21 protein-coding genes are annotated in these 25,597 nt (G+C 73.0%); 6 read left to right on the forward strand and 15 right to left on the reverse strand.

Translation table 11 applies throughout. The annotated features are described in order from the left end of the window. Positions 1-31: 31 nt before the first annotated feature. Entirely contained in the window at positions 32-1,426 is a 1,395-nt protein-coding gene (locus tag CP967_RS12390; protein WP_150488047.1) for a DUF6716 putative glycosyltransferase, read from the reverse strand. Between the two features lie 208 nt (positions 1,427-1,634). Here CP967_RS12390 and CP967_RS12395 point away from each other — a divergent pair, with 208 nt between their 5' ends. Together CP967_RS12395 and CP967_RS12400 are read left to right on the forward strand one after the other, a co-directional pair. Further along, positions 1,635-2,618 (forward strand): glycosyltransferase family 2 protein, encoded by a 984-nt coding sequence (locus CP967_RS12395; RefSeq protein ID WP_150488048.1) that lies wholly within the window; start codon positions 1,635-1,637, stop codon positions 2,616-2,618. After that, entirely contained in the window at positions 2,615-3,952 is a 1,338-nt protein-coding gene (locus CP967_RS12400; protein ID WP_150488049.1) for a polysialyltransferase family glycosyltransferase, read from the forward strand. Before CP967_RS12395 ends, CP967_RS12400 begins: the two co-directional genes overlap by 4 nt. 73 nt (positions 3,953-4,025) lie before the next feature. Here the strand turns inward: CP967_RS12400 and CP967_RS12405 are convergent, their stop codons facing one another. From CP967_RS12405 to CP967_RS12425, 5 genes are read right to left on the reverse strand one after another with little or no spacing between them, the layout of a single operon-like run. Then, positions 4,026-5,123 carry an acyltransferase gene (locus CP967_RS12405; RefSeq protein ID WP_190174955.1) on the reverse strand — a complete coding sequence of 366 codons (1,098 nt, stop codon included), beginning with the start codon at positions 5,121-5,123 and terminating at the stop codon, positions 4,026-4,028. A gap of 12 nt (positions 5,124-5,135) precedes the next feature. Next, positions 5,136-7,670, reverse strand: a complete 2,535-nt coding sequence (locus CP967_RS12410) for a polysaccharide pyruvyl transferase family protein (protein ID WP_229888166.1) — start codon at positions 7,668-7,670, stop codon at positions 5,136-5,138. Beyond that, a complete protein-coding gene (locus CP967_RS12415; RefSeq protein WP_150488051.1) occupies positions 7,667-8,980 on the reverse strand; it encodes a tetratricopeptide repeat protein in 1,314 nt (437 codons plus the stop codon). The genes CP967_RS12410 and CP967_RS12415 overlap by 4 nt, the downstream gene beginning before the upstream one ends. Positions 8,981-9,038: 58 nt before the next feature. Further along, complete coding sequence (locus tag CP967_RS12420) at positions 9,039-10,385, reverse strand: polysialyltransferase family glycosyltransferase (protein WP_150488052.1); 1,347 nt, start codon at positions 10,383-10,385, stop codon at positions 9,039-9,041. A gap of 3 nt (positions 10,386-10,388) precedes the next feature. Next, positions 10,389-11,354, reverse strand: coding sequence for a glycosyltransferase family 2 protein (locus CP967_RS12425; protein WP_150488053.1), 966 nt, complete (start codon positions 11,352-11,354; stop codon positions 10,389-10,391). Between the two features lie 258 nt (positions 11,355-11,612). Here CP967_RS12425 and CP967_RS12430 point away from each other — a divergent pair, with 258 nt between their 5' ends. Then, the gene (locus CP967_RS12430; RefSeq protein ID WP_150488054.1) at positions 11,613-12,071 is read left to right on the forward strand and encodes a MarR family winged helix-turn-helix transcriptional regulator; all 459 of its coding nucleotides are present in this window, start codon (positions 11,613-11,615) and stop codon (positions 12,069-12,071) included. A 58-nt stretch (positions 12,072-12,129) separates the two neighbouring features. Here the strand turns inward: CP967_RS12430 and leuE are convergent, their stop codons facing one another. Beyond that, entirely contained in the window at positions 12,130-12,795 is a 666-nt protein-coding gene (gene leuE / locus CP967_RS12435; RefSeq protein ID WP_150488055.1) for a leucine efflux protein LeuE, read from the reverse strand. 197 nt (positions 12,796-12,992) lie between these two features. Next, on the reverse strand, positions 12,993-14,582 hold the full coding sequence (locus CP967_RS12440) for an acyl-CoA mutase large subunit family protein (protein ID WP_150488056.1): 1,590 nt from the start codon (positions 14,580-14,582) through the stop codon (positions 12,993-12,995). 259 nt (positions 14,583-14,841) lie between these two features. On the opposite strand from CP967_RS12440, the gene CP967_RS12445 reads away from it, so the two are divergent. Then, the gene (locus CP967_RS12445) at positions 14,842-15,792 is read left to right on the forward strand and encodes a L,D-transpeptidase family protein (protein ID WP_150488057.1); all 951 of its coding nucleotides are present in this window, start codon (positions 14,842-14,844) and stop codon (positions 15,790-15,792) included. 218 nt (positions 15,793-16,010) lie between these two features. On the opposite strand, the gene CP967_RS12450 is transcribed toward CP967_RS12445, so the two are convergent. The 5 genes from CP967_RS12450 to CP967_RS12470 form a co-directional block, all read right to left on the reverse strand. Further along, positions 16,011-17,093: a serine/threonine-protein kinase gene (locus CP967_RS12450; RefSeq protein WP_229888165.1), complete on the reverse strand. Its 1,083-nt coding sequence runs from the start codon at positions 17,091-17,093 to the stop codon at positions 16,011-16,013. Continuing rightward, positions 17,072-17,779: an RNA polymerase sigma factor gene (locus tag CP967_RS12455; protein ID WP_150488058.1), complete on the reverse strand. Its 708-nt coding sequence runs from the start codon at positions 17,777-17,779 to the stop codon at positions 17,072-17,074. The genes CP967_RS12450 and CP967_RS12455 overlap by 22 nt, the downstream gene beginning before the upstream one ends. A 657-nt stretch (positions 17,780-18,436) precedes the next feature. Next, positions 18,437-18,925, reverse strand: a complete 489-nt coding sequence (locus CP967_RS12460) for a glutathione peroxidase (RefSeq protein WP_150488059.1) — start codon at positions 18,923-18,925, stop codon at positions 18,437-18,439. Between the two features lie 37 nt (positions 18,926-18,962). Continuing rightward, positions 18,963-20,162 carry a DegT/DnrJ/EryC1/StrS family aminotransferase gene (locus CP967_RS12465; protein WP_150488060.1) on the reverse strand — a complete coding sequence of 400 codons (1,200 nt, stop codon included), beginning with the start codon at positions 20,160-20,162 and terminating at the stop codon, positions 18,963-18,965. Then, the gene (locus tag CP967_RS12470) at positions 20,159-21,865 is read right to left on the reverse strand and encodes a carbamoyltransferase family protein (RefSeq protein WP_150488061.1); all 1,707 of its coding nucleotides are present in this window, start codon (positions 21,863-21,865) and stop codon (positions 20,159-20,161) included. The genes CP967_RS12465 and CP967_RS12470 overlap by 4 nt, the downstream gene beginning before the upstream one ends. A 314-nt stretch (positions 21,866-22,179) precedes the next feature. On the opposite strand from CP967_RS12470, the gene CP967_RS12475 reads away from it, so the two are divergent. Continuing rightward, complete coding sequence (locus CP967_RS12475) at positions 22,180-23,256, forward strand: radical SAM protein (RefSeq protein ID WP_244338960.1); 1,077 nt, start codon at positions 22,180-22,182, stop codon at positions 23,254-23,256. A gap of 61 nt (positions 23,257-23,317) precedes the next feature. Next, positions 23,318-24,397: a methyltransferase gene (locus CP967_RS12480; RefSeq protein WP_150488063.1), complete on the forward strand. Its 1,080-nt coding sequence runs from the start codon at positions 23,318-23,320 to the stop codon at positions 24,395-24,397. Here CP967_RS12480 and CP967_RS33975 read toward each other — a convergent pair whose 3' ends face one another. Both CP967_RS33975 and CP967_RS12485 read right to left on the reverse strand, forming a co-directional pair. After that, the gene (locus tag CP967_RS33975) at positions 24,398-24,916 is read right to left on the reverse strand and encodes a hypothetical protein (RefSeq protein ID WP_167535375.1); all 519 of its coding nucleotides are present in this window, start codon (positions 24,914-24,916) and stop codon (positions 24,398-24,400) included. A gap of 8 nt (positions 24,917-24,924) precedes the next feature. Then, positions 24,925-25,560, reverse strand: coding sequence for a winged helix-turn-helix domain-containing protein (locus CP967_RS12485; RefSeq protein ID WP_150488064.1), 636 nt, complete (start codon positions 25,558-25,560; stop codon positions 24,925-24,927). Positions 25,561-25,597: the final 37 nt, after the last annotated feature.

Genomic DNA, 25,597 nt, shown 5'->3' on the forward strand with positions numbered 1-25,597 from the left:
CCGGGAGGGCCGGGCGTCCGGGAGGAGGGGGTCACAGCTCGCCCACCCGCCGGATCGCCGGGGCGACCCGCTGGACGCCGTGCCGGTAGGCACCGCGCGCCGCGTTACGGACCGTCTCGCGCACCGCTCCCCTGACCCGGCCGGTCTCCTTGGGCACGGCCGCGCCCGGCAGCGGCCGGCCGTCGGGGGCCAGGTGGTAGCGAGCGAGGATGCCGGGGAGGTAACCGGGGGCGGAGACGGGGGTGTAGTACGGGGTGATCGCCGGGAGCGGGCCGGCGTCGAGCAGCCCGGCGACCCTGGCCCCGGCGGCGTCGTAGGCGTCCGCGTACGAGCCGTCGGCGGCGACGCCCTGGCCGGCCAGCCACTCCTCGTCGGGGAGCGGGCGGTGGCCCTCGTCCAGCCGGTCCCAGGAGGTGATCAGACCGGAGGAGATGAAGTGGTGGTTGCCCAGCGCCTCGCGCACACCGAGGTCGGAGAGGACCGCGGTCGGGATCCGGCGGTGCAGGGCCTCCAGGGCGGCCGTCGAGGAGACCGTGACCAGCAGGTCCGTGCGGTCCAGGACCTCGCCCATGTGCCCGTAGACGAGCCGGAAGTTGGGCGGCGGTCCGCCGGGGATCCGCTCGGCGAGACGCTGGTAGGGCAGTTCCTCGATGTGCGTGGTGTGCTCGCCGGGCTTGGAGCGCAGCTTCAGCAGCACCTCACGGCCGGGGTGCCTGCGGGCGTGCTCGACGAGCCTGCGCAGCAGATAGGTGCGGTCGGCGCGGGACGCCGGCACGGAGGGCTGCGCGGCGAACACGACGGTGTCGCGGCCGGGCTCCCGCCGGTACGGTTCACCGCCGAGGAACGGCAGGGCGGCCTCGGTGACGGCCGAGGAGTCGGCCCCGACCCCCTCGTACACGGCCCGGAAACGGCCGGCGTCGTGACGGGAGTTGGCGAGGACGACGTCCGCGCCGTGGCGCAGCAGCAGCCCGTCCGCCAGCTTCTCGTAGACGACGCCGACGTAACCGGTGACGACGACCGGGCGGCGGGGCAGCCCCAGTGCGGCCAGGCCGTGCAGCATCGCCTGGACGGCGCCGCCGACGAGGGCGAGTACGACGACGTCGTAACCCTCGTCCCGTACGGCGTGCAGGAATTCGAGCGTGGTCACCTCGCGCACCCGGCCGGCGTCCACGCCGACCTCTCCGACCTCGGCGAGCTGCCTGGGTGTCGGGGTGGCCCGGCCGCGCAGCAGCAGCCCGTGCACCTCGGGGCCCCGGGCGGGACCGCCGTCACCGCGTCCGGCCCCCGGGGCGGTCAGGCGGCGCGCGGTGAGCGCGCCCCACTTCCACCGGGTGTCGGAGTCGGCGAGGACGGCGACCCTGAGCGCCGGGGCGCCGGAGGACGGGGAGCCGGCCGGGCCGGCCGGGTCATCGGTACGAGGAGGCACGTCCAAGAAGCTAGGAAGGCAGGGAGAGGACCGGCCCAACGCGGGGGCAACAGATGGTTAACAGCCCACCGACGATTGACCAACCGGCTCCGGAAAGCCCTGGAATTCCATGGAACCGGCGCCGGTTCACCATGCGGTCACGGGTCGTTCACCCGTCATCCCCTTCGGGTAAAGGGAAGATGCCGGGCCCGCCCCTAACGTGCTGCGGGTGGTCGAACTCTCCGTCATCGTGCCGTTCTACAACGTCCGGGCGTACGCGCCCGACACCCTCCGCTGCCTCCGCGCGAACGCGGGCGAGGACATCGAGTTCGTCCTCGTCGACGACTGTTCGACGGACGGGACCGCGGAAATCCTCCGCCTCGCCCGGGACGGACTCCCGGGGGCGGTGCTGCACAGACACGAGCGGAACCGCGGACTGGCGAGCGCCCGCAACACCGGTCTCGACGCGGCACGCGGCCGGTACCTCGCCTTCCTCGACGGCGACGACTGGGTGGCGCCCGGCCACTACGCCCGGCTGCTGTCCGAAACGGTGCGCCTGGGCTGCGACTTCGTCCGTACGGACCATGTCCAGGTCACCGGGGTGTCCCGCACCGTGCGCCGGGTCCCGCACGGGCTGCGGGGCGTGGTGGGCTGCCCGCGCGACGCCATCCTGCCCGCCGGCCGGACGACCTCCGTCGACTACGCCTTCGCCTGGGCGGGGCTCTACCACCGCCGGCTGCTGGAGAAAGGGCTGCTGCACTTCACCGACGGGCTGCGGACCGCCGAGGACCGCCCGTGGATCTGGCGGCTGCACCGGGAGGCGGAATCCTTCGCCGTCCTGGGAGTACTCGGCAATTTCTACCGCCGGGGGGTCGCCTCGTCCCTCACCCAGATCCGGGACGTCCGCCAGCTCGACTTCCTGCGCGCGTTCGACCAGGTGGTCGAGGAAACGGCGGCGGACCGCGACGCGGAGAAACTGCTGCCGAAAGCGGTACGCGCCTACTGCGCGGTGCTCTCCCACCATGTCAACGCCCTGGACACCTTCGAACCGCCCGTCGCCCGGGCGCTGAGATCGCGGGGGGCCGCCGCACTCGGACGGCTGCCCCGGCAGGTGCTGGACGAAGCGCTGGACTCCATGGACGTCAGCCGGTCGGCCCCGCTGCGCAGGCTGCGCCGGCGACCGCTCCCGGGGAAGGGGACGGCCGCCGCATGACCACGCAGATCCTCACCGCCACCGGGACGCGTGCCACGGCCCTGCTCGCCGCCGCGCTGGACTCCGGCCGCCTCGGTGACGCCGACCGCCGCGTCCTGCTCCTCACCGGGACCGGCACCGCCCCCGAGGCGGCGCCGCCCGCGTCCGCGATGCCGGGGTTCGAGTCGCTGCGGGCCCGCTTCGACGACGTCCTCTCCTACGACGACGCCATCGCCCCCCTCCATCCGTCCGGCTGGGTACCCCGCGCCGACGACGCACCCCTGTGGGAGCGTCATCTGCGCCGGCTCTGGGGGCTCGGTGACGACACGCTCGAACTCGTCGTGGAATCCCTCCACACCGGCCCGGCCAGGGCGCTCGCCGCGGTCTTCACCGGCACCCCCGTCGACGTGTACGCCACCGGGTCCGGCGCCCACGCCCCGACCGGCGCCAAGATCCCTCCCCTGACCGGCACCCGGGTGCGGCGGCTGATCCACCCCGGCGTGTTCCCCGGCCTGGGCGTCCGGCTGCTGTCGGAGTACGGCGCGGAGCCGCTGGCGGTGCCCGCCTCCGCGCAGATCGAGGTCTACACCGGACTGGCGGAGGCGGCAGGCGGGCTGCCCGGCGTCTCCGCTCCCGCCCTGCTGATCGGCGAGGGGCTGGCGGAGGCGGGCCTGCTCACCGGCGAGGAGGAGAGGGAGCTCCATCTGGGGGCCGTACGCGCACTCGCCGCGCTCGGCCACACCCGGGTGGTGTTCGCCCCGCACGACGCCTCTCCCGTGCCCTGGGCCGAGGCCCTGGTCGCGGAGGCGGAGGGCCTCGGTGCCGGGCTGACGGTGCTCGACGCGGCGTCGGCCGGGGCCCCGGTGCTCCCGGAGGTGCTCTGCCTGCGGCTGCGGCCCGCGGTGGCCGTCGGTTCGTTCTCGCCCGGACTCCTCGCCGCCTCCGCCCTGTTCGGGGTCCCGGTGGCCACCGTCGGGACGGGCGCGCTGCTGGAGGGCCTCACCCCGTACGAACACGACGCCCGCGTCCCGGTGACGCTCGCCGACGCGGTGCTGCCCGCCCTGGACGGCCGTACCCCGCCCGCCGTCGTCGGGTCCGGGGCGGCGGCGGAGCAGGACGGCCTGGTGGCGGCGGTCGCCTTCGCGATGCAGCCGCGGGTACGGCCGGACCTGCGCCCGGCCGCGGAGCTCTATCTCTCCACCCGTCTGACCGCCCGCACCTGGCGCTACTTCAAGCGCCGCCGGCTGGCCTCCCTCGCCCTTCCCGGTGTCGTCCCCGCCCGCCTGGCGCCCCTCCGCCGCAGCCCCGCGCTCCGCCGCCTCGCCCGGCGGGCGCGGGCGCTGAAGCGGGGCTGAGGTACCGGGGCGCCCGGGCGGCGCGGGCGTCAGGACGCTCCGCGCCGCCCGGGGGTCCTGCCGCCCGGAGTTCTCAGCCCAGCACCCGCGTCAGGCCGAGCCGGGCCCACAGCAGAGCCGCCCCGAAGGAGAGGGCCGTCGTCGCGGCGGTCACCCCCGCCACCAGCGCCAGGGCCGCCGGCCAGGCCAGGTCCGGGGAGACGAACCACTCGGTCAGCACGCCCAGGACCAGCACGTGCACCAGGTACGCTCCGAACGACGCGTCGGACAGCCGGGTCAGGGCCGGGCGCAGGCGCCCCGGCACACCGGCCCGGTGCAGGGCGAGCAGGACACCGCCGCTGAACAGGGCCACCAGGACGCTCGCGTACGGGATCGCGTAGTGCACCTCGTGCTGGTACGCGACGATCGCCGTGAGGAGGACCCCGGCCCCGGCCGCCCACCACAGCCGCAGCCGGCCGAAGGCGCCGGCCGGGGCGGCCAGGACCAGCGCCCCCAGCACCGCGTAGATCACCTGGTACGGGCCGAAGCCCCAGCCGAAGCGGGGCAGGTCCAGGTCCGTGACCTTCCCCAGGTCCCCGAACAGGGTGGGGGCGCCGGCGAGCACCAGCAGAGCGGCCCCCAGGCCCCAGGGCCGCCGCCCCGCCCTCACCAGGGCCGCGAAGGCCAGCAGCATGATCACGGGGATGTAGGCGTACAGGTACCAGAGGTGGTAGGCCGGGCGGACCGAGCCGAACAGGGCGTCGGCGGCCAGGTCGCGCAGCGGCCCGTCGTGGGCGCCGCGCAGCCGGCCCCACGCCAGGTAGAGGGCCGTCCACACGGCCAGCGGCAGGACGATCCGCCCGATCCGCCGGCGCAGCTGCCGCCCGTCCTTCACCGGGGCGCCGGTCAGCACCACCCAGCCGGCGATCGCGAAGAACAGCGGTACGGCGAAGCGGCCCGCCGAGTCCGCCGCCAGGCCCGCCCAGTAGGTCGCCGGCCCGTCGGCGGGGGTGCGGCCCGCCGCGTTCACGAAGGCCGAGCCGGTGTGGCAGAGGATCACGCCGACGGAGCAGAGCAGCCGGATCAGGTCGATGTCGTACCGGCGTTCACGCGGCGACGGGGCCGGGTCCGCGGGGGCGGCGGGACCGGGGGCCGGGGCGCCGGGGGCGGGGGAGGTGGCGGAGGATCGCATGGTCACCGCAGGCTACGGACGTTCCGCCGGTCCGTGAACTCCGTCCGGGTGAACGCTCTCTCCGGTGGGATGTCCGGAAGGTGAAGGGCCCGTGCCGCCCGCCGCCCCGCGCGGACCCGTGCCGCCCGCCGCCCCGCGCGGATCCGTGCCGCCTTCCGCCCCGCGCGGATCCGTGCCGCCTTCCGCCCCGCGCGGATGCGTACCGCCCGCCGCCCCGCGCGGCCCCGGGACGCGGGGGCCGGGCTGCGGCAGGCCGAAGACCGGCCGCAGCTCGGCCAGGTTGGCCCGGGTGGTCTCCCACAGCAGGTCCTGGCGGCCGTGCACGTCGGCGACCGCCGCCCGGTGGTCGTCCAGCATCGCCGTGGCCCGTTCGGTGAGCACCGCGCCCAGCGCCCGGTCGTGGACGGACACCCCCCAGTCGGGGCGGTCGATGTCGGCGAGGAAGTAGGCGAGTTTGGGGTGCGAGACGAGGCTGATGACCGGGGTGCCGCAGCCGAAGGGGATCATCCCGGCGTGCCCCCGCATGCCCACCACCAGCCGGGTGCTCCGGTAGAGGCCGCGGATCTCGTCGTTGGTGCGCAGGTAGAGCGGCTCCACCGGCAGTGAGGTGCCGTGTTCCCGGCGCAGGTCGTGGACGAACCTCTCGTCGGCCGGCATGTGGGCCGCGTACCGGACCTCGGCGTGCTCGCCGAGAGCGCGCACCGCGGTGTTCATCTCGGCGAGGAAGTGGCCGTAGTCATGGCCGAAGCGGAGGTTCGCCCGGTCGTAGGCGCAGTTGACGAGCACGGTGTCCGCACGGCGCACCGGGTCGCTCCAGCCGGCGTCGAGATGGCGGGCGACGGTGGTGGGGCAGGGCTGGTAGCGGACCCGATCCCGCAGCCCGGGGGGCAGGAGTTCCCTGACCCGGGCCACGGAGCCCTGGTTGCGGAGCCCGAAGAAGGCGGACCGTTCGACCAGGACGCGCAGGCTCCGGGCGAACCTCTCCCGGTGGTAGTGCTGGCCGTCGAAGACGTTGTAGCCGACCGCGAAGACCGCCAGCGGGACGGTGATCCGGCGCAGCATGTCATCGGGGACGTTCCACTGCCAGCCGCTGTTGCCGTTGGGCGCGGTGTCCGGCAGGAAGAGCCCTCCGCCGCCGACGACCACCCCGCGCCGGGCGTTCAGCCCGGCCAGGACCTCCTCGTCCACCAGCCGGTGCACGGAGCGGCCGTGCCAGCGGTCCGGGCCGGTGTCGGTGCCGAAGCACATCCGTACCGCCTCGGGCAGCACCTTGTCGCCCGCGTTCTCCTGCCCTTCGGCGAACAGCGCGACGTGCGCGAGCTGTCCGGCCGGGTCGGGCCGGGGGGCCTGCCGTACGGCCGGTGCGGCGGGCCGGGTACGCGCGTACCAGGCGTGGCAGTTGGCGTCGGCCGGGTCCGCGTCCAGACCGTCGCGGGCGTAGGCGTGCGCGTCCTCGGTCCGGCCGAGCAGCCAGGCCAGCCGGGCCAGCTGGCCGTAGGCGCGGGCGGCGAAGTCCGGTGACACGGTGGCCAGCAGGAGGTGCGCCTCGGCCTCCTCGTAACGGGACAGGGCCATCAGGCAGATGCCCAGCGTCTCGTGGCAGCGCGGCAGATCGGGCCGGTGCGCGACGGCGGCGCCCAGCAGGGCGACGGCTTCCTCGTGGCGGCCACGGGTGCGGTGGACCTCGGCGACCTGCCGGACCAGGTCGACCGAGGCGCGCCCGGCCTCGATCAGCGGGAGCGCGCAGTGCAGCAGCAGTTCGGGGTGCTTGGCGCCGGGCAGCGCGCAGTAGGCGGTACGGAACGCCTCGTCGTCCAGTTCGTACCGGTCCCGGGCCTCGTACGCCGGTGCGTGGCCCGCCCGGTCGGCGCCGGGGCCCGGGAAGTGCAGGACGACGGTGTGCGCGGGCACGGGTGTGTCGTCGTAGAGCCGGGAGACGAGGAAGTCGTACCGCGAGTCGAGCGGGGTGAACGGGCCGGGGGCCGGGTCCTTCGCCGGGGCGCCTTCGGGCACGCCGCCGTGGTCCTCGCACTGGATCACCAGCAGCCCGTCGTCCCGCACCGTGCGCCGTCCGTCGCCGCCGGGCTGCGGCACGGCCGCCACCCCGGTACGCAGCCGCAGCAGCGGGTCCAGCGGGCCGAGGACGACCATGCCGGGGTCCAGGACGACGAGGGTGTCGTACTCCTCGACGGCCGTCGCGTCGAGGGCGGCGCCATGGCCCTCGGTCCGGCGCGGGAGGAGGCGGGGGTGCAGTCTGCGGGCCTCGTCGAAGGCGGTGTCGGGCAGCCCGGGGTGCAGGACGAGGAAGTCCTCGCAGACGGCGGGGTTGGTCAGGGCGAGACTGCGCAGCAGGACCGGCAGGCCGGGCAGCCGGTCCGCGTCGGTCCGGACGGCGAAGGCGATGCGCCGCCGGCCGGTGACCGCGCGTCTGTCGTCCGCGCCGGACCCCGGGGAGGCGGAAGGCGCGGGGGCCGGGTCCGGGGAAGCGGCGGCCGGGTCCGGGGAGGGAGCGGCCGGTCCGGGGGAAGGGGCGGCGGGAACGTTCAACGGAGTTCGGTCCTCAGGTCGGTGACGTCCTCGTGGGTGGCGTGGGCCGTGATCCAGGCCCGTTCCGGCGGCAGCAGCTGTCCCGGCAGCCCGAAGCCGACGAGGTCGAGCCGGCCGGCGGTGTCCAGGAAGTCCAGCAGCCGCAGCACGGTGAAGGCGGTGGTGGTGCGGGCGCTCCAGCCGCTCTCGCCGATCAGCGCGGGATCGGTCAGCGGGCGGCGCAGCGAGGCGTCGCCGATGCGGTCCTGGGCACCGGGCACGAGCCGTGCGCGCAGGGTCCGGCGCCAGTCGGAGAGCGGGTCGCCGAAGACCAGCCGGGTCCCGGCCCGGTGGTCCCAGGCGGGCCCGTCCCACGGCGTGTCACCGCGCAGCGTGACGGCGTGCAGATCGGTACGGCGGTCCGCGTGGCCCCCCGCCCCGCGCGGCTCGTCGCAGCGCACCACCACGTCGTAACCGTCGATCATCCCGGCCAGGGCGCTGCCCGGGGTCCGCTCCTCCTCCGCGATCCGCGCCGCTTCGGCCACCACGCAGACGGAACGGCCCTCGACCAGCCGGCGCAGCGCCGGGACCCCGGCCGGCTCGGTGCCGCCCAGCAGCGGGTCCGCCGTCCTGTCCCGGTCCAGCAGCCGGCGGAAGGCGGCGTACGAGGCGGTCAGGTCCCGCACCGCCGGGTCGCCCAGGCCGCCCGCCTCGGCGCTCCGGCGCCGTACGACGTCGGCGAATCCGGCCCGCGCGCGGTCGGCCGGCGCGTCGTACAGGGCGCGGAGCCGGGCGGCGTCCTCGCCGTCGGGGACCAGGCCGGCCGCGTCCTCCAGCAGGCGGCGCAGGTCCCGGAGGGTTTCGGTGCGGCGGATGATCTCCTGCGCGGGGCCGGGGTTCTGCTGGAGCGTCAGGTGGCGTTCGTAGGCGCGTACCGCTTCGTCGCGCCGGCCGAGGGCGTCCAGCGCGTGCCCGCGCAGCCGCCACGCCCCCTTGGACCGTTCACGCATCCCGGTGGCCTCCGTGGCGAGGGCCAGGGCGAGGTGCGCCTCCGGTGCGCCCCCGGTGTCCAGGGCGCACCGGGCGGTCCGCAGCAGGGCGTCGAAGAGCCCTTCCGCGCCCGGTGAGCACGCCGAGGTGAGGGCGCCGACGGCCACCACCAGACGGGTCCTGGCCCCGTCCTCCCGGGGCCCGGCCCCGGGGAGGGAGCCGAGGTAGTCGCCGCACAGCCGCAGCGCGGCCGCCGCGGCCGGCACCGGCTGCCCCGGTCCGCCCGCCGAAGCCGCCCTGGCCCGTACGGCCTTGAGCAGGCCCGTGAAGGTCTGGCCCATGGTCCATTCCGCCGTTCTGTGTGATCGGTGGCCGGCCGGGGCGCGGCCCCGGGCCGGGTCACAGTCCGAGACTGCTGCGCGTACGCCGCACGGTGCGGCGCAGGCGTACGGCCGCTCCGCGCGGGCCGGCCCCCGGGAGGAGGAGTTTCTGGAGGCGCCGGCGCTTGAAGTAGTGCTGGGTGGTGGCGTCCAGGTGGGTGCGGAGCCAGTCCTCGGCCGCCGGGCGGAGCTGGGGGTGGAGGCCGGACTGCATGCAGTAGCCGACCGCCCCCACCAGGGGTGCGAGCGTCGCCGGCGCGGTGGCGGGCAGGGCGGGGACGGGTCCGGGGCCCTGCTGGTCCAGGTCGGGCACCAGGTGGTCGACGATCGTGAGGGGGACGCGGTTGCTGTTCTCGTACGGGGTGATGCGGTCCAGCACGAGACGGGTGCCGACCCGGGCCACCGGGATGCCGTAGTACACGGCGGCGGTGAACATCGCGGTGGAGAAGCAGCCGACGACCAGGGCGGGCCGGCACCGTTCGTACAGCGTCTCGGCGAGCAGCGGGCCGTCCAGGACGGTCAGGCGTACACCGGCCTCGGCGGCGGCGTCCTCCAGGACGCGGGAGTAGCGCGCCGGAGCGGTGGGATGCGGCTTGAAGAGGACGCTGGTGTGACCGGCGCGCACGGCGCCGCGCAGCATCCGCACGTGCAGGTCCTCCTCCTCCTGGGGGGTGAGGATGCCCAGCGCGGCGAGGTACTGCCCCAGCAGGACGGCGGTGGGGGCCTGTTCCCCGGCCCCGGCGAGCAGCCGGTCACCGTCGGCGGCGCGGGCGATCTCGGCGAGGACGGCCCGGAAGGCGTCGTCGGGGACGAGTTCGGAGCCGACCCCGGCCTCGGTGAGCAGCAGCGGTGTGAGGCCGGGCACCAGGTCCAGGTGCAGCACCCGCTGGACGCGGCAGGAGATCAGCACCGGGAGCTTGTTGCGGGTGGGGCCGTAACTCATCAGGCCGTCGGCGTAGACGTGCAGGGCGCTCTCGGAGAAGATCGCCGCGAGCGCGCGGGCCGGATTGACCTGGATGGACTCCACGGCCAGCTCGACGGGGGTGTCGGGGCCTATGCCCCAGGCCAGGCGGAAGGCGCGCTGCCACAGCACGGTCTCCTCGGCACGCGGCCCCCAGCCGCTGGGGTGGTGCGGGCTGATCGCCTCGTTCCAGTCGACGACCGCGTCGAAGCGGGCGGCGAGGGAGCCGTAACCGCGCATCTCCTCCAGGCGCAGCGCGGTCTCGGGCACCTCGGCGTTGTTGGAGACGAGCAGGATCCGGTGGCTGTCCCGGCCGGGCCCGAACAGACCCGCGTCCAGTGCCGCCGCGACGGTCGCCGCGCCGTAGAGGGTGGAGACCTGGAAGATCTGGGTGCGCACGGTCATGGTTCAGGCCGCCTTCTGCTTGTCACGCAGGCGGTTGAGCAGGGTGCTGCGCCTGGTGTCCATCATCGACAGGGTCGTCTCCAGCACCTGCTGCGGCATACGGCGCAGGGCGGCGGCCGACTCCTGGCGGAGCCGCTTCGCGGTCGGCGGGTCGTACTCGTCCGCCTTCCCGTTGTGGAAGGCGATCATCGCGCAGTACGTGCGGACCGCCTTGGGCAGCAGGACTTCCGCGTCCCGGTCCCGGCCGATCTCCGCCAGGAGCGTGTCATAGGCGGGGAAGAAGTCCAGCTGCCGGGAGTCCTTGATCTGGGTGAGGGAGGTGGCGACCCCGCGCCGGTAGAAGATCCCGTACAGGCCGAGGGCCGCGTAGGTGCGGGCGTGCAGGTGCAGCCGCCAGACGAACAGCCGGTCCTCCGCGGTGCGCAGCCCGGTGTCGAAACGCAGCGCGCCGTCCTCGAAGAGCCGCCGGTGGTAGATCCCCGCCCAGACGAACGGGTAGTCGACCATGGTCTCCCGCTCCGGTGCCGCGATCCCCTCGCGCGGGTCGAGCACCGTGCCCCTCAGGCGGGCGGGCGCCCGGCGCACCACCCTGCTGGTGCCGGTGGCCTGGACGTGGTCGGTGCGGGCGAAGTCGCAGTCCAGTTCCCGGGCGGCGTGCAGCAGCCGGGCCAGATGGCCGGGCGCGTACCAGTCGTCGCCGTCGAGGAAGGTGACGAAGTCGCCGCGTGCCGCGTCGATACCGCTGTTCCGGGCCGCCGCGATGCCCGCGTTGGCGGTGTGCCGGATGACCTCCGCGCCGGGGATCCGGTCGGCCCACCGGTCGACGACCGCCGGGGTGTCGTCCGTGGAGCAGTCGTCGACCAGCAGGAACTCCACGTCCGGGCCCGCGTTGCGGGCCAGGCTCCCCAGGGTGGTGTCGGCATAGGCCGCGACATTGTGGAACGGGACGACAACGGACAGTTTCGGCACGCGGGCCCTCGCCTTCGGTCAGATGCGCACAACGTAGTGACGCACCTGGAGGAGCGGGTGTCCCCCGGCCCGACGAACGGTGAACTCTGGGCATCGGCGGAGTGACCCGGACCGGGACCGGCGGGGAGGGGCGGGGGCCGTGGGGCGGGGCGTCGGCCGGGCGAGGGCCCGGCGGGCGGGGACACCCCCGGGTCCGCGGAGCGCCCCGCCGGAACAGGCCTTGACCTCAAGCATGCTTGAGCTTCTACGGTCCAGGACATGGACTACTCACACGACGACACCCGACTCGCCCTCCAGCCCATCGGCTACTGGAGCTGGGCCGCCCACGACGCGACCGTCACCCACATCCGCGCCGCACTGGCCGAACACGGCCTGACCCAGCCGCCGTGGTGGGTCCTCAACCAGCTCGTCGGGGCGGACGGGGAGGGACGGCCCCGCTCCGAGGTCGTCGCGCTCCTCCGCGGCTACCTGGACGTGGGCGACGCGCTGGAACCCGAGATCGACACCCTCGTCGCCCGGGGCCTGGTCACCCAGGACCGCACCGCCCGGCTCCGGCTGACCCCCGAGGGCCACGCGCTGCGCGACAAGGCGTACGAGCGGGTCGCACGGGCGCGCGCCGAGATCCACGACGGCATCCCGGACGAGGAGTTCGTCGCCGCCCTGAAGGTCCTCCAGCGCATGATCCACAACGTGGGCGGCAGGGCCTGGCACCACTGAGGGCTCCGGGCTCCCCTCCCCCAGGAGCCCTGAGCCCCGCCGGGCCGGGCGCCCCCGGTCAGACGCCGCTGAACGTCAGCTTGGCCGCGAACCCGAGGAAGAGCACACCCGCCGCCGACGTGGCCCCCGCCGACAGCCGCTTCCGGCGGCGGAAGACGGCGGCCAGGCGGGTGCCGCCGAATATGAGCGTGGACAGGTACAGGAAGCTCCCGATCTGCAGCAGCGTGCCCAGCACCAGGAACGACAGGGCCGGGTAGGCGTAGCCCGGATCGACGAACTGCACGAAGAAGGAGACCAGGAACAGGATGGCCTTCGGGTTGAACAGGCTGACCACCAGCGCCCGCCGGTAGGGCCGCTCCCGCTCGCCCCGCGCCTCGGCCGGGCCGGGCTCCTCCGTCAGCTCGGCCACCCGCCGGTGCCGCTCGCGCCACGTCGCCACGGCGGCCCGCAGCATCCCGACGGCCATCCACGTCAGATAGGCCGCGCCGGCGTACTTCACCACGGCGAACAGCACCGGCGTGGTCTGGAGCAGGGAGGCGGCCCCGAGCGCGGACAGCGTCATCAGCACCGTGTCCCCCGTCCACACCCCGGCGGCGGCCACATATCCGCTCCGCACCCCGCGCCGGGCGGCGACGGACAGCACGTACAGCGAGTTGGGGCCCGGCAGCAGGATGATCAGCACCAGGCCGGCGAGGTAGGTCGGAAGATCGGTCACTCCTAGCATGGACGGAGTGTCGCACGCGGGTACGACACGCCGTCCACCCTGTCCGGAATCCGGCCCGCCGGATGCGCCCCCGGGGCGGGACACGCTCCCCGGAAGCACCTCCCCCGGAACACGCTCCCCACAAGCGTCCCCGGGAACACCCTCCCTGGAGCGAGTCCCCCGGAGCACGCCTCTCAGAACGCGTCCCTGCGCGTCCCTCAGAACGCGTCCGTCGGGACGTACGTCCCCCAGACCTCCCTCAGCGCGTCGCAGACCTCGCCCACCGTCGCCCTCGCCCGGAGCGCGTCCTTCATCGGATAGAGGACGTTGACCGTGTCCGCCGGGCTCTGAGCCGCCTTCCTCAGCTCCGCCAGCGCCGCGTCCACCGCGCCCTGGTCGCGCTCGGCACGCAGCTTCGCGAGCCGGTCCGCCTGCTGGGCCTCGATCGCCGGGTCCACGCGCAGCGGCTCGTAGGGCTCCTCCTCGTCGAGGCGGAAGCGGTTGACACCGACGACGACGCGTTCGCCGCTGTCGGTCTCCTGCGCGATGCGGTAGGCGGAACGCTCGATCTCGCTCTTCTGGAAACCGCGCTCGATGGCGTTGACCGCCCCGCCCATCTCCTCGACGCGGAGCATCAGTTCCAGGGCGGCGGCCTCGACGTCGTCGGTCATCCTCTCGACCACGTACGACCCCGCGAACGGGTCCACCGTCGCCGTCACGTCCGTCTCGTACGCCAGCACCTGCTGGGTGCGCAGCGCCAGGCGGGCCGACTTGTCGGTGGGCAGGGCGATGGCCTCGTCGAAGGAGTTGGTGTGCAGCGACTGGGTGCCGCCGAGCACCGCGCCCAGCCCCTGGACGGCGACGCGGACCAGGTTGACCTCGGGCTGCTGGGCGGTGAGCTGCACGCCCGCGGTCTGGGTGTGGAAGCGGAGCATCAGCGACTTGGGGTTCTTCGCGCCGAACTCCTCCTTCATCACCTTCGCCCAGATCCGGCGGGCGGCACGGAACTTGGCGACCTCCTCCAGGATCGTCGTACGGGCGACGAAGAAGAAGGAGAGCCGGGGCGCGAAGTCGTCCACGTCCATGCCGGCGGCGACGGCCGTACGGACGTACTCGATGCCGTCGGCCAGGGTGAACGCGATCTCCTGCGCGGGCGAGGCACCCGCTTCCGCCATGTGGTAGCCGGAGATCGAGATGGTGTTCCACTTCGGGATCTCGGCCTTGCAGTACTTGAAGATGTCGGCGATCAGCCGCAGCGAGGGCTTCGGCGGGAAGATGTAGGTGCCGCGGGCGATGTACTCCTTGAGCACGTCGTTCTGGATGGTGCCGGTCAGCTTGTCCGCCGGGACGCCCTGTTCCTCGCCGACCAGTTGGTAGAGCAGGAGCAGGAGTGCGGCGGGGGCGTTGATGGTCATCGAGGTGGACACCTTGTCCAGCGGGATCCCGCCGAACAGGACGCGCATGTCGTCGATCGAGTCGATCGCGACGCCCACCTTGCCGACCTCGCCGCTCGCGATCGGCGCGTCCGAGTCGTGCCCCATCTGCGTCGGCAGGTCGAAGGCGACCGACAGTCCCGCCGTGCCGTTGGCGATGAGCTGCTTGTAGCGCGCGTTGGACTCGGTGGCCGTGCCGAACCCCGCGTACTGGCGCATCGTCCAGGGGCGGCCCGTGTACATCGACGGGTACACACCACGGGTGAAGGGGTACGCCCCCGGCTCACCCAGTTTCTCCTCGGCCCTCCAGCCGTCGAGCGCGTCCGGCCCGTACACCGGCTCGATGGGCAGTCCCGACTCGGACTCACGCGTCATGCGCCATGCCTCCCGTTCAGTTACTTGTGGGTAACAGGTTCCGCCGGACAGACCCTAGCGGCGGCCGTCCTCCCGGGAAGGGCTCCGCGCCTGGGACCTTGCTCACAGCGCGCGCCGTGCACCCGCCGGCCGGTTCCCATCATGCGCGGGATTCGGCAACCGGTGGGGGTGGGAATCCGTCCATTGGGATGACGACCCCGCCGGTGGCCGCCGGTGTACGGACGGCCGGGGCGACGGAGGCGGACGAAGGGGGCCGAGGATGGGAACGGTTCGGACGGGCGGCCGGGCGGGACGACGGCGTGCGGCGGCGGCCGCCGCCGGGGTACTCGCCCTCACCGCGCTGACGGCGGGATGCCGGGTGGAGCCCGCCGGGGCGGCGGGCGCCCCCTCCACGCCACCGGCCCCCTCGGCACCGGCGGCCCCCTCCGAGGACGCCGGGTCCGGCGAGGGGGAGAGTGCCGTCCCCGGCCCCCCGGCCTCCTCCCGGCCGCCCTCGCCCGAACCGCCCGAACCGTCCGCACCCGCAGCCCCGGACAGCGCCTCGCCCTCGGCGCCGGAGCCCACGCCCACGCCCGTGGCGAAGACCCTGATGAAGACCGGCGACAGCAGCGAGCGGGTCCGCGAACTCCAGGCACGCCTGCGGCAGATCGGCCACTTCGACCGCGGCCCCACCGGGTACTACGGCACCACCACCGAGGCGTCCGTCCGGTCCTTCCAGGCCAAGCGCGCGCTGCCCTCCACCGGCAGGACCGACACCGTGACCTGGGAACGGCTCCTGGGCATGACCCGGAAGCCGTCCGCCGACGAGCTCCGCCCGCCGACCGAACGGGAGCCGTCGAAGCCGGACCCGCGGTGCCTGGAGGGCCGGGTGCTGTGCATCAGCAAGAGCAGCCGCACACTGGTGTGGATGATCGACGGGCGGGCCGTCTCGGCGATGGACGTCCGTTTCGGCTCGGAGTACACCCCGACCCGCGAGGGCACCTTCTCGGTCTACTGGAAGTCGCGCCACCACGTGTCCACGCTCTACGACTCCCCCATGCCCTACGCCATGTTCTTCAGCGGGGGCCAGGCGGTGCACTACTCCTCGGACTTCGCGGCCCGCGGCTACGCGGGCGCCTCCCACGGATGTGTGAACGTCCGCGACGAGGCGAAGATCGCGGCGCTCTACGCCCAGGTGAAGGACGGCGACAAGGTCGTCGTCTACAAGTAGGCCGCCCGCCCCGGCGGGCCGGCCGTGAGGGGCGCGGACGGGACCGGGGGAACGTGTCCCGCCCGCGCCATGTGCGCCGAGCCGAAGGTACGGGGGGAACCCCGGCTCTCTCGCGCGGCCGATGACCAGTCGGCACTCAGTACTGCGTCCCCGGGCCGAAAAGTGTCACACCTGCCGCTCCGCCCTCCCGTATGCCCAGGTCAGCGCGGTGTTGTCGGCTACGCGGAAGGGGCGGACCCGGTCGGCCGCGGCTCGCCCTCCGCCGCGTCGGCGCCCTCCGCCGAGCCGGTGTCCTCCGCCTCCCCGGTCCGGAAGGTGAGCGAGGGCAGGGCCTCCTTGCCGCCTTCCTGGGGCTCCTCGTCCGTACCCCCGGGCCCGTCGCCGCCGTTCCCCTTCCCGCCGCCCTTGTCCCCGCCCCCGCCCAGGAGGTGGTCGCAGAACCGTTCCACGTTCTTCTCGCCCCGGGCCAGCTCGGCCAGCCTGCGCCTGCTCTCGCCGTCCAGCCGTCCGGCGCGGTGGTCACGGCAGCCCTGGACCCACTTCCCGTACACGCCGGCGGGGTCCTTCCCGGGCGGGCCCGTGGACGGCTCCGGGGAGTGCCCGGGACCGTCCCCGCCGGCGCCGTCGCCCCGGCCGCCGTCCCCGGCCCGCTCCCGGTCCACCCCGCCGCCGAAGCCGTCCCGGGGCGACTCCCGTCCGTCCTCACCGGGGCCGGAGGGGTCCGGATCCGCCGTCGGGGCGGGCGCGTCGGGGGAGCCGGAGGACCGGGCCGAGGGCGGTGCCCCGGGCGGCTTCGCGCGTAGTTCATCGGGAGTGGCCGCGGCCGACACCGACGAGGCCGGGACCGGGGAGACCCGGTCGCCGAACGGCACGGGCAGCACACCCGTACCCGCCGCGACCGCCACCCCGCCCAGCGCGCACCCGGCCAGCGAGACGGCCAGACCGTAGCGGAGCGGGCGGCTCCAGCGGGGACGGCGCCGCGCGGGCCCCTGGTGCGGCACACCGATCCGCACGGTGTGCGCGAGGCTGTCCGGACGCCCGGCACCGGCTGTCCGGGCCGCCCCGGCCCGCCCCGCGGCCGCCTCCCGGAACGCGGCCAGTACGGCTTCCTCGCCCGGCAGTCCGGCCCCGGGCGGACAGGGTGCGCGCAGCGCGCGCAGCGCGGCCTCCAGCTCCCGTGCGCCGGTCAGGCCATGAGCGCCGGCGGGTTCGGTCCACTCGCCGCGGAGCAAGGCCTCCGCCGCGTCCGCGTCCAGCCACTCGTACCGCTCGTCGGCCATCACATGTCCCTCTGCGTCCACGCACGCGAATGCGTCACACCGGCGGGCGCCGTCGCGCCGTCGTGCGCGAGGCGCTGCGCGGGTACGGCACCGAGCCCCGCGCCCCGCTCCAGGACCCCGTCGTCCGGGGCGCCGGACCGGCCGCCCGCGGGACCGCCGTCCGCCCCCACCAGTTCCGCCAGCCGCTTCAGTCCGCGATGGGCGGCCGTGCGCACCGCGCCGGGCCGCTTGCCCAGCGTCCGTGCCGCGCTCTTGGCGTCCAGACCGACGACGACCCGCAGCACGACGGCCTCCGCCTGGTCCTGCGGGAGCTGGGATATGAGGTCCAGGGTGCGGCCGGTGGCGAGCGCCTCCAGCGCCTCGCCCGCCGTGTCCGACTCGGCGGCCCGGCCCGCCAGTTCGCTCTCGTCGCCGCCGATCGCCGGACGCCTGCCCCGCATCCGGATGTGGTCCAGCGAGCGGTTACGGGCTATCCGGGCCGTCCAGCCCCGGAAGCGGTCGGCGTCCCCGCTGAAGCCGCCCAGGTCCCGCGTTATCTGGAGCCATGACTCGGAGGCCACGTCCTCGGCGTCCGGTTCGCCCACCAGCGTCCGTATGTACCCCAACAGCCGTGGATGCACGGCGCGGTACACAGTACGGAAGGCGTCCTCGTCCCCGTCCTGCGCCGCGAGCACCGCGGCGGTCAGCTCCGCGTCGTCCCCCAGCACTCCCTCAACCCGCCCTGCCGATCCGAATCGCGGCTGGTCACCACCGCCACGCCACTGTGCGCGACTCAGCACGCTACGTGCTCGGACAGCACCCCGTCCATGACTTGTACAACACGCAACCGTCTCCTGACGCAGTGCGGTGTGACAGAAAACGCACCCGTGGCGCTGAGAGGAGTACGGGGCCGCCCAGCGGTTCCGTGAAAGACGGCCGGGGCCTCTCCTGTGGGGGGTGGCGGCCCCGGTCGTCGCTTCTCCGTGTGCCGCGCCGCCCTGCGGCTGTACGACCGCGCGTCCAGGCCGCCTGTGACCTCGCCGTGCCGCCGACCGTGCGTGCGGAACCGGCCGGGCGGCCGCGAGCTCTTCCCGGTGCTCCGCCACCGCGCAGCCGCCTGGCCGGCGTCCGGGCGCACCTCGGGCGTCCCGGCCCCCTCGCGTCCGGGGAGAAGCGCCGTGCCCGCCGGGGCGACGGCCGGCCGGGCGCCCCCGGATACGCCCGGCACCCTGCCCTGGCCCGCCGGCCCCCGCTCCGTGCAGGAGCCTCGGGCGAGGGCCGCCCGGGGACCGGCCGCGAGGTCCGTCCCCGGGCGTGTCAGGGCCTCGGGTGCGAGGAGAGCGCTCGCCGCCGCTCTCCGGCCGGCACGGCGGACCGGGCCCCGGTCAGGCCGGCAGCAGTGCTTCGATCCTGTCGGTGACCTCGGGGGTGCCCGGCTTGACGCCGGAACGGATACGGTGCGCCACCTGGCCGTCGGGCGACACGAGGAACTTCTCGAAATTCCACTCGACGTCCCCGGCCACCCCGTGCTCGTCGGGGGCGGTGGTGAGGAACTCGTAGACCGGATGCCGTCCGGGGCCGTTGACGTCCACCTTCTCCAGGAGGGGGAAGGTGACGTCATAGGTGGCCGAGCAGAACGCCCGGATCTCCTCAGGGGTGCCAGGCTCCTGCTCGCCGAACTGGTTGCAGGGAAAGCCCAGGACGGTGAAGCCCCGGGCGCCGTAGCGCCGGTGCAGCTCCTCGAGTGCCGCGTACTGCGGTGTGCGCCCGCACTGCGAGGCCACGTTGACCACGAGCAGGACCTTCCCCCGGTAAGGGCTCAGGTCACCGGGCTCACCCTCGAGTGTGCGTACGGGTATGTCGTACAGGGACATGCTGGTGTGTCGCTCCACTCCTGTCGGCGGTACTCACTCAGTCGGCTCGGACGATGCCCTCGTAGGTCTTGCGGAAGGCGGTGACGACGGCGTCGACGTCCTCTTCGGTCATGGCGGCACCCAGCCCGATGGTGACGGAGCGGCCGAGGAGCCCTTCGCTCGTCCGGTACCGCGGGGGGCGGTCCCACTCCACGCCCCAGGGTGTACGCCCCTCCCGTACCGCGCGGTTGGCCGTGACCGGCTGCCCCTGGTACATGGTGTGCGCCGGGATGCCGGCGTCGTTCAGGCCGGTGACGAAGGCGCGCGCCTGGAGCCGGGAGTCCAGGAACAACGTGAGGTCGCCGCCCGATCCCTCCTCGTCCGGCAGCCGCCTCCAGTGGACCGACAGGTCGGCGGTCTCGCTCCGCACGTGGCGCGCCACGTCGCGCAGCCGCCGGCACATGGGGACGAGGCGGGGGAGCTGCGCGCACAGGATGGCCGCGGTCAGCTCCGTCATGCGCTGGTTGGCGCCGATGAACGGCGGTGTGTCGCCTGCCCCCCGCGTCATGCCCTTGGAGGTGGTGAACTGGCCGCCCTGGTCCTGGTACCGGGCCACCCGGTCGTACACATCGGCATCGGTCACGGTGACCGCGCCGCCCTCGCCGGCGGTGATGTTCTTGTCGAGCTGGAAGCTGAAGGCACCCGCGTCACCGAGGCTGCCGACGGGCCGTCCCCCGTAGCTGACCCCGGCGGCCTGGGCCGCGTCCTCGATCACCCGCAGTCCGTGCCGGCGCGCCACCTCCGTGATCGGCCCCATGTCGGCGGCCACGTTGTTGAGGTGGACCGGCATCACGCCCCAGGTCCGCTCGGTGATCAGCTCCTCGATCCTCGCGGGGTCCAGGGTCAGCGAGTCGTCGACCTCGGCGAAGACGGGGACGCCGCGGGCCCCGACGACGGCGCTGACACTGCCGACGAAGGTCACGGCGGGAACGATCACCTCCGCCTGTGCCGGGATCCCGAGCCCGACCATCGCGGAGGTGAGCGCGGCGGTGCCGGATGTCACGGCGACCGTGTGCGGGACGCCCGCCATCTCGGAGAAAGCGGTCTCGAACGCGTCCGTCCGGTGGAGCAGGTCCGGCCCGTAGTACCGGAACAGGGACCGCGACCGGATGACCTCCACGGCGGCGGCTTCCTCCTCCTCCCCCCACAGCGCGAGGGCCCGCCAGGGCTCGTACCGCATCTTCGGCTCGTCGCTCACTCCACCGTCTCCGTCACCGAGTCGAGGTCCGCCGCACTGTGGGCCACCACGAAGTCCTCCAGGAAGAGGTAGTCGAGCCGGCTCTTCCCGTAGAAGCGCAGCGCTTCCTCGGGGGTCTCGACGATGGGCTCACCGCGGTCGTTGAACGAGGTGTTGAGCACGACGGGCACGGAGGTGAGCTCCTCGAACCGTTCCACCAGTTCGTAGAAGACGCCGTTCGCCTCCGGTGTCAGCGTCTGGACCCGCGCCGTGCCGTCGACGTGGGTGATGGCCGGCACCTCCTGCTGCTTCTCCTCCCGCACCGGCGCCACGATCAGCATGTACGGGGACTCGATGTCGAGGTCGAAGTACTCGGAGGCCCGGTGGGCCAGGACGGCGGGGGCGAACGGCCGGAACGCCTCGCGGTGTTTGACCTTGCTGTTGAGGATGTCCTTCATCTCCGCGCGGCGGGGGTCCGCGAGGATGCTGCGGTGCCCCAGGGCGCGCGGCCCGAACTCGGAGCCTCCGGTGAACCAGCCTATGAGCGCGCCCTGCGGGAGGAGTCCGGCCGCCAGCCTGGCCGGCCGCTCCACCCGCCGGTAGGGCAGCCCGGAGGCGTCGAGGGCGGTCTGGATCTCCTCCGTGCTGTACGAACGGCCGAGATAGCTGTGGCGCTGGGGCCGCGGAGCCGATTTCGGGGCCTTCGGGCCGCGCGGCCGCGGCTGCTCGCCGAGGACGTGGTAGCCGTAGTACGCGCAGCCGACCGCACAGCCGTTGTCACCCGCGGCGGGCTGGGCGAAGACCTCGGTGAACGGGGTGTTCCGGAGTATCTTCCCGTTCGCGACCGAGTTGAGGACGACACCGCCGGCCAGGCAGATGCGGGAGAGCCCGGTCTCGGCGTGCAGCCAGTTGGCGGCGTGCAGCACAGCGGTCTCCAGCAGGTCCTGGGCGGCCCAGGCGAGGTCGGCGCCGCGTGCGAAGCGCTCCTCGCCCTCGAGTCCGTCCAGGGCGTGCTCGACGAAGTCGAGCAGTCCGCCGTCCTTCAGGTGCAGCGTGTACTTGCCCTCCGGCTGGAGATCGAGGTAGCGGCGGAACACCGTCCGGTAGCGGTCGGTGCCGTAAGGCGCGAGGCCCATGGTCTTGCCGTCCTCGGTCAGGTACCAGGCGCCCTCCTCGTAGAGGGTGAAGCCGATGGCCTTGCTGACCGCCTTGTACATGAAGCCCAGCGAGTGGTCGCTGTCACCGGCCTGGTAGACCTTGGCCTCCCGCAGGCCGTCGGTGCTCCAGTTGGTTCCGTACACCTTCGAGATCTCGGTGATCTCCGTGCCGTTGCCGACCGACATGCTCAGGGTCTCGACGCCCTGCCCCTCGAACAGGCTGCCGGCGCCGTCGACCACGAGAATCGCGGACTCGGCGAAGGGCGAGGGATAGAAAGCACTCGCGGCATGCGCCATGTGGTGTCTGATGAGCGTCGTCCGGCTGCGGAAGGAGAAATAGCAGCTGGGCAGGAGGGTGTCGTCCGCGACAATCGCCTCGACGTCACCGAGCCGGACCCCGTGCGTGTTGAGGCAGTACCGCCAGCACTGGTTCGCCAGGGAATTCACATTGACGGCGTACTTACGTCGTGTCAGCCGTTCCTCTTCGATACCGACAACGATCTCACCGTTCTCGACGAGACTGGCCGAGAAGTCGTGATTGGAACCACCTAGCCCAAGAGTGAGCATCCAGCCGTCCTTACTTCCAGGTCAGCCTATTGATTTGGTGACTACGCATTCGCAGATGCTACATCATTTCTTCCGGTCAACCGACAGACGCATACGAGCCATCCTCCGGCCGGATCGCGTCATATTCCAGCCGTTCGACAGCACCGTCGGTGGCGTGTATTGACCCTGCGTTAAGGGCGCCCGTAAGCTCGCCGACGAACGCTGGAGTCATGCGCGAAACGACCTAGGTGTGGAGATAGGGTATGGCCCTAAAAACGCAGATTCGTGAAGCGATGTTCGCGCATCGTGACGGGCAGAATCGCCTCAAGCTCCTTATGAACGACATGGTCATCGAGGAACAGCTGTGCCAGATGCGGTGCACCTACTGCCTCACCGAGGACTTCAATCTCCTGATGGAGGTCCCGGACGCGCGGCTTCGCCTGACCACCGACCGGCGTGCGGACTGGCACGAGATCCTCGACGCCTACCACCAGCAGGTGGACAGCCCGATCATGCGCCTCAGCGGCGGTGAGTTCTTCTGGCTGAAGGGCTCCACCGAGTTCGTCGCGGAGTGCAGCGAGAAGTACGAGGTCGTACAGGTCATCACCAACGGCGCCTTCCTGACGCCGGCCCGCCTGGAGGCGCTCGCCGCGCTGGGCAACGTCCAGCTGTGCCTCTCCCTGGACGGCCACACCCTGGAGATGAACAGGCACCGGCTGCCGCCCAAGCAGCACAAGCTCTTCCCCGTCATCATGCGGCACCTGGACCACGCCGCACAGCTGGGCATTCCCATCGAGGTCCAGTCGGTGATCACCGACGCGAACGCCACCGGTCAGGCGGACTTCGCCGAGTTCCTGCTGGAACGTTACGGCCAGGGCGTCATGCTCTACTTCTTCCCCGTCCGCGGCGAGACCAGGGCCAGCCACGCGCCCGAACTCGGTGATCATTTCGCACCGCTGCTCGAGCGCTACGACGAGCTGTCCACGGTCCTGCCGCCGCGCGCCTTCGTGGAGCACATCGACAACCAGCTGCGCACCGGCGTCCGCACCCTGCGGTGCTACGCGACGGCCACCATGGTCCAGCTTTTCGGACAGGGAGACGTCTCCGCCTGCCCCTATGCCTGGCTCAAGCCCATGGGAAACATAAAGCAGGGGCCCGAACTCATCCACGAGCAGTTCGGAAAACACCAGCACTACGATATGTTCATGCAGAACCGGCCCCGTTTCCCCTTCTGCAAGAGCTGCACCGGACCGATAGACGTGGTCAATCTCTATCTGTTCGGCGGTATCTCCGAAGAGGAAATCGCGCGCTGCGCACCGTACTCGGGGCCCCGCGCCCTGGAACGGCTGCGGGAACTGAAATCGGCATTCACCCCGGTCTTCGAGCCGACCGGGGAACCCTCTCCCCACTGATCTGATTCCGCGGGCGACAGGGCGCCAGAAAGCCAGAGCACACAAGACGTCGAGGAGCGTAATGATTTCCGTGGATGGGATTTCCGGCGACGATTTCGCAGGTGCCGGGCTGCAGAGGCTTCGCGGGCTCCCGCAGCACGATCTGCTCACACTCGCCGGAGACTGGCTCGGCGAACTAGCACCATGGCGGAACGCCGAGACCCTGGCGGCGATCTCCACCACCATGTCCGCCGAGTCCGTCCTCTCCTCCCTGTTCGTCTTCGGGGAGCGGGTGGCGGAATCCGAGGTCCGCTCGGAGCTCCCCGGTCCGCTGTTCGATCTCCTGCTCCGCGCCGGGGTGCTCTCCGAGGACTCCGGCAAGGTGTCGGCCGACTACTGCCTGGTCCGCGGGGACGGTATGGCCCTCCTCGCCGCCTGGCGGGCGGCGGGGCGGGACTCCGGATCGTACGCACCCTGGGTCGGCACCGACTCGATGACCCTGTCCCGGCTCGTGGCGGCCCGCACCGGTGTCCGGTCGGCCCTGGACCTCGGGTGCGGCACCGGCATCCTCGGCCTCTCGGCGGCCCGGAACGGCGCCGACGTGCTGTCGGTCGACATCAATCCGGAGTGCACGGCGGCCGCGACGGTCAACGCGCACATCAACGGTCTCGGAGACCGGCTGACAACCGCCGAGGGGGACATCATGTCCCTGTCCCTCGACGACCGGTTCGACCTCGTCGTCTCCAACCCGCCCTGCCTGCCGCTGCGTCGCGGCTCGCTCGGCTGGCTGGCCGGTGAAGCCGGGCTCGACGGCCTGGAGTTCTTCTGGGAACTCCTGCGCCAGGTCCCCCGGCTCCTCAGCCAGGAGGGCGAGGCCCTGCTCCAGGCCGCGGCCTACGGTGACGAGAGCGGACCGTTCTTCATCTCGGAGCTGGAGGCCGAACTGCGGCGTCTGAACGTCTCCGGGCGGCTGCTGCTGAGGCCGTCCACGCCCCCGCGCTGGCCGGCCTTCGCCCAGCTCGACGAAGACCAGCAGCTCACGGGCCCGCTCGGCGAGGAGGTCCGGGAGTACGTCACGGGGATCGGCGCCACGCACTACTACGGTTTCGTCCTCTCCACGCGGTCCGGCGGCGAGGGCCTGGAGGTCGGCCGTTTCCAGTGATCACGCCGGCGTGCCGAGCCACCGGGGCCCCAGCTCGGCACGCTCCAGGGCCGCGACCGCGTCGACCGCTTCCATCAGGGTCAGGTGCGTGGTGTCGATCAGCCGGACACCGGGCACATCGGGCACCTCCGCGTCGAGGTAGAGCTCGGCCAGCCGCCCCTCGATGAAGTGCCGGCCGCCCGCATCGTTCTCGATCCGGGCGGCCAGGGCCTCTTCCTCGGCCCGGAGCCCGTAGTAGACCGGGTCGGCGCCGAGCTCCTCGAACACCTTGTGGAGGCGGTCGTAGGCACGGCCCGCCAGGACCACCCCGGTGACGACCACGACGCGCGCACCCCAGTCCTGGTACACGGGCACGGCGGCGCGCAGGGCCGAGGCCATCAGGTCGTATATCTCCTCGCCGCCGTCGTAGGGATGGACGACGGGATCGCAGTCCATCGCCGCCGCCGGGACGCTGTACCGGGTCACCAGCTGGTGGCCCAGCCTGGTCTTGCCCACACCGGGGGCACCGGTTACCACCACGGCGCGCATCAGTTCGCGCCCTCGCGGACCGTCCCGACCAGACGGAAGCCCAGGTGCGGGATCTTGAGGAGCTTCGCGCCGGAATCGATGTCCAGGAACTTCTGCTTCAGCACCGAGGTCACCTTGTTCACGTCCTCGCCCCCCGCGGCCTCGGTGAGGTCCTCGCGGGAGACGATCTGGCCCGACCGGTCGTGCAGCAGACGCAGCAGCCCCGCCTCGGCGTCGGTCACGGGGACCGACTTCGCGGCGGAGCTCAGTGTGCCCTTCCCGTCCAGGGTGAGCACCTGGGTGTTCTCGGGCGGCGTGACGGTCTTGAAGTAGCTGAGCGTCTTCACGAGCCGGGACCGCTTCAGAGGACTGGCCAGCGTGAAGCCGAAGCCGCTGGAGACGGCCGAGAGGACCTCGGTGGCGGATATGCCGTCGAGCACGGCCACCGGGTAACCGCCCCGGCTCTTCAGCTCCTCCACGGACAGGTCGCCCGGCCGGTCGGCGGCGACCCGGTGGAAGGAGACGAGGAGTCCCTCGGACGGTGCGGTGTGGCTCGCTTCGGGGTCCGTCACGTGCAGAGTGATGCCCACTTCGGCACATGCCTCCGCGAGGACCTCCTGGTCCTCGGGCGTCAGGGACTGAGCCAGTGCGTACATAGGAAACCCTTCACAGAGCGGCGGGGCCGCGGTTGCT

This window comes from Streptomyces nitrosporeus, from assembly GCF_008704555.1.
GTDB lineage: Bacteria > Actinomycetota > Actinomycetes > Streptomycetales > Streptomycetaceae > Streptomyces > Streptomyces nitrosporeus.